The sequence below is a fragment of the Stenotrophomonas sp. UBA7606 genome (assembly GCF_002477705.1).
Classification (GTDB): domain Bacteria; phylum Pseudomonadota; class Gammaproteobacteria; order Xanthomonadales; family Xanthomonadaceae; genus Stenotrophomonas.
In genome coordinates, this window is record NZ_DLJW01000136.1 from 1 (window position 1) to 4,891 (window position 4,891).

At 62.0% G+C, this 4,891-nt stretch carries 2 protein-coding genes; both read right to left on the reverse strand.

The window, feature by feature from the left end:
• Positions 1–185 (reverse strand): hypothetical protein (locus tag B2527_RS19325; RefSeq protein ID WP_293717318.1); only part of this gene is annotated, 185 nt, incomplete at its 3' end.
• A gap of 109 nt (positions 186–294) precedes the next feature.
• A complete protein-coding gene (gene rpoB / locus B2527_RS19330) occupies positions 295–4,485 on the reverse strand; it encodes a DNA-directed RNA polymerase subunit beta (protein WP_293717319.1) in 4,191 nt (1,396 codons plus the stop codon).
• Positions 4,486–4,891 lie beyond the last annotated feature (406 nt).

Here is a 4,891-nt window from a genome sequence, read left to right on the forward strand (position 1 = left end):
AAGATGGCGGCGCAGAACAGGCCGTCACGCTCCGGCTTGAAGGTACGGTAGTTGATGGTTTCCGGCTTCTTCACTTCGCCGAAGGACCACGAACGGATCAGGTCCGGCGAGGCCAGCGCGATCTTGATCGCGTCGAAGTCCAGCGTCTGGCGCTGCTGGTTGAAGAGGTTGAGCAGGTCTTTCATGTTCTTCTCCGGGATTCGGAATTCGAGATTGGGGAGTTGTCAGAGCGGGGATGCAGGACCCGGGACCGGCGCGTTGCCAATCCCGAATCCCGAATCGCTATTCCCAATCTCAGTTGTCTTCCAGTTCCATGTTGATGGCCAGCGAGCGGATTTCCTTCACCAAAACGTTGAAGGATTCCGGCATGCCCGCAACCATCTCGTGCTCACCGTCGACGATGTTCTTGTACATCTGGTTACGGCCCTGAACGTCATCGGACTTCACCGTCAGCATTTCCTGCAGGGTGTAGGCCGCGCCGTAGGCTTCCAGTGCCCAGACTTCCATTTCACCGAAGCGCTGGCCACCGAACTGCGCCTTGCCGCCCAGCGGCTGCTGGGTAACGAGCGAGTACGGACCGGTCGAACGGGCGTGCATCTTGTCGTCGACCAGGTGGTTCAGCTTCAGGTAGTGCATGTAGCCGACGGTGGTCTTGCGGTCGAAGGCTTCGCCGGTGCGGCCGTCATACAGCTGCATCTGCGTCTTGCTGGCGTTGAAGCCCAGGCGTGCGGTTTCCGGTGCTTCATCCGGGTAGGCCAGATTCAGCATTTCGCGGATTTCTTCTTCCGCCGCGCCATCGAACACCGGGGTTGCCATCGGCACGCCGTCGGTCAGGTTCTTGGCCAGGTTGATCAGCTCTTCGTCGCTGAACTGCGACAGGTCCACGCGCTGCTCGGCAACGGCCGAGTCATGGTTGTAGATCTTGCCCAGGAACTCACGCAGTTCGCTGACCGCACGCTGCTGTTCCAGCATGCCCTGGATGCGCTTGCCCAGGCCCTTTGCGGCCCAGCCCAGGTGCACTTCCAGAATCTGGCCGATGTTCATACGCGACGGCACGCCCAGCGGATTCAAGCAGATGTCCACGGTGTTGCCGTCAGCCATGTACGGCATGTCTTCGACCGGCACCACGTTGGAGACCACACCCTTGTTACCGTGGCGGCCTGCCATCTTGTCACCCGGCTGGATGCGACGCTTCACGGCCAGGAACACCTTGACCATCTTCAGCACGCCCGGTGCCAGATCGTCGCCCTGGGTGATCTTGCCGCGCTTGTCGGCGAAGCGACGCTCGAATTCCTTCTCGTGCGCCTGGATCTGCATCTGGGCACGCTCGATGGCTTCGGAGGCGTCCTCGTCCTTCATGCGCAGGGTGAACCAGTCGGACTTCTTCAGGCCGTCCAGGAACGCATCGGTGATCACGTCACCCTTCTTCAGGCCGGCGCCGCCGTTGGCAACCTTGCCCACGATCTGCGAACGCAGACGGGCGTAGATGGCGCCTTCCAGGATGCGGAACTGGTCGTCGAAGTCCTTCTTGACGCGCTTGATCTCGTTTTCTTCGATCTGGCGGGCGCGCTTGTCCTTCTCGATGCCGTCGCGGGTGAAGACCTGCACGTCGATGACGGTGCCGTCCATGCCCGGCGGAACGCGCAGCGAGCTGTCCTTAACGTCAGAAGCCTTCTCGCCGAAGATCGCGCGCAGCAGCTTCTCTTCCGGGGTCAGCTGGCTTTCGCCCTTCGGCGTCACCTTGCCGACCATGATGTCGCCGGCGCGCACTTCGGCACCGATGTACACCACGCCGGATTCGTCCAGGCGGTTCAGCGCCTGCTCGGACACGTTCGGGATATCGGCGGAAATTTCCTCCGGCCCCAGCTTGGTGTCACGCGCAACGCAGGTCAGTTCTTCGATGTGGATCGTGGTGTAACGATCCTCTTCCACCACACGCTCGGACAGCAGGATGGAGTCTTCGAAGTTGTAGCCGTTCCACGGCATGAAGGCGATCAGCATGTTCTGACCCAGCGCCAGTTCACCGATATCGGTGGACGGGCCATCGGCCAGCACGTCGCCGCGCGCGATCACGTCACCCACGTTCACCAGCGGACGCTGGTTGATGCAGGTGTTCTGGTTCGAACGGGTGTACTTGATCAGGTTGTAGATATCCACGCCGGCATCGGCCGGATCGGTGATCTCGTTCTCGTTGGCCTTGACCACGATGCGGCCGGCGTCGATCTGCACGATCTGGCCACCACGCACGGCGTTCACGGTCACACCCGAGTCACGCGCCACGGCGCGTTCGATACCGGTGCCCACCAGCGGCTTCTGCGCACGCAGGGTCGGCACGGCCTGACGCTGCATGTTGGCGCCCATCAGTGCGCGGTTGGCGTCATCGTGCTCCAGGAACGGAACCAGCGCGGCAGCGACCGACACGGTCTGCATCGGCGAGACGTCCATGAAGTGGACTTCTGCCGGCGGCTTGAGCAGCGACTCACCCTGGAAGCGGCACGGTACGAACTGCTCGGTGAGCATGTTCTTAGCATCGGTCAGGGCATTGGCCTGGGCGATGACGTACTCGTTTTCTTCGATAGCCGACAGGAACTCGATCTCGTCGGAGACCTTGCCGTCATGCACCTTGCGGTACGGGGTTTCCAGGAAGCCGTACTTGTTGGTGCGTGCGAACACGGCCAGCGAGTTGATCAGGCCGATGTTCGGGCCTTCCGGCGTTTCGATGGTGCAGACGCGGCCGTAATGGGTCGGGTGCACGTCGCGCACTTCGAAGCCAGCGCGTTCGCGGGTCAGGCCGCCCGGGCCCAGGGCCGAGACGCGACGCTTGTGCGTCACTTCCGACAGCGGGTTGTTCTGGTCCATGAACTGCGACAGCTGCGAGGAGCCGAAGAATTCCTTGATGGCAGCAGCAACCGGCTTGGCGTTGATCAGCTCCTGCGGGGTCAAGCCTTCCGACTCGGCCATCGACAGGCGCTCCTTGACCGCGCGCTCGACGCGGACCAGGCCCACGCGGAACACGTTTTCGGCCATTTCACCGACCGAACGCACGCGACGGTTGCCCAGGTGATCGATGTCATCGACCACGCCACGACCGTTGCGGATCTCGGTCAGCACCTTGATCACGTCCAGGATGTCGGACGACTCGCCATGGGCGGCGACCAGGCGCTTGGACTCTTCGTCGTTGCGCTCACCGAAGTACTTCTGGTCGTACAGCACGGCTTCGCCGGTGACTTCCTTGCGGCCGACACGACGGTTGAACTTCATGCGGCCAACCGTGGACAGGTCGTAGCGCTCGAAGGTGAAGAACAGGTTGTGGAACAGGTTCTGCGCGGCGTCCTTGGTCGGCGGCTCGCCCGGACGCATCATGCGGTAGATTTCAACCAGCGCTTCAAGCTGCGTCTTGGTCGGATCGATGCGCAGGGTGTTGGACAGGTAGGCACCACGGTCCAGATCGTTCACCCACAGCGTGCCGACTGCATCAACACCGGCCTTGCGGAAGTTCTGCAGCTGCTCGTCGGTGATCTCGTCGTTGGCCTGGGCCAGCAGTTCACCGGTGTTGGCATCGACCACGTCGTGCGACAGGATGCGGCCGACCAGGTAGTCGTCCGGCACGGCCAGGGCAGCGATGCCCGAAGCCTGCAGCTGCTTGATGTGGCGTGCGGTGATGCGCTTGCCGGCTTCCACGATGACCTTGTCACCGTCAGCCAGGTCGAAGCCCAGGGTTTCACCACGCAGACGCTCCGGCACCAGCTCCAGCTGCACGCCTTCGTCCGGGTTGATGTGGAAGGTGTTGATCTCGAAGAACTCGGCCAACATCTCTTCGTTGTTGTAGCCGAGCGCACGCAGCAGGATCGACACCGGCAGCTTGCGGCGACGGTCGATACGGGTGAACAGCGCATCCTTCGGGTCGAACTCGAAGTCCAGCCAGGAGCCGCGGTAAGGGATGATGCGGGCGCTGTACAGCAGCTTGCCCGAGCTGTGGGTCTTGCCACGGTCGTGGTCGAAGAACACGCCCGGCGAACGGTGCAGCTGCGACACGATGACGCGCTCGGTACCGTTGACGATGAAGGTGCCGTTGTCGGTCATCAGCGGGATTTCGCCCAGATAGACCTCCTGCTCCTTCACGTACTTGATCGCCTTGGTCGACGATTCGCGGTCGTAGATGACCAGACGCACGGTGACGCGCAGCGGTGCACCGTAGCTCATGCCACGCTGGCGGCACTCGCGCTCGTCAAACACCGGGTCACCCAGCTTGTAACCGACGTATTCCAGGGCAGCATTGCCGCTGTAGCTGGAAATCGGGAACACCGACTTCAGCGCAGCATGCAGGCCGTGGTCGGAGCGCTTGGCCGGGTCGACGTTTTCCTGCAGGAATTCGCGATAAGAATCCACCTGGATGGCGAGCAGGAACGGCACTTCGAGGATCGAGCGCTGCTTGCCGAAATCTTTGCGGATGCGCTTTTTTTCGGTGTACGAATAGGACGTCATGAGGTCTTCCACCTTGTTGTGCGAGCCGTGCGTCCACGACCCGTAGGGAAATCTTGAAATTGTCAGTTGGAAGTCGCTGGTATTGCCGGCACCAGCACGCCTTCTCCCGCTACTTCCAACTGCCAACTCGCTTGTATCGGCTGCGGGTCACTCCATCGTCTGGAGCGCAGCGCCTGACACTTGCCACGTTGGTCTTTCTGTTGCCTGCCGGGCCGGGCCCGTCAGTTGTTGCTTGCCGAGCATGGCGCGGCACTACGCCGAGCCGGGCCCTGCCCTACCCCGCTGCGTCCGGGCATGCCCGGCATTGCAACGGTTTGAAACGACCAAAGGCCGGGGGCTTTAGGCCCCCAGCCTTGGCTGCATCGCCGTGAATCGATGACGATGCAAGAACTGATTACTTCAGCTC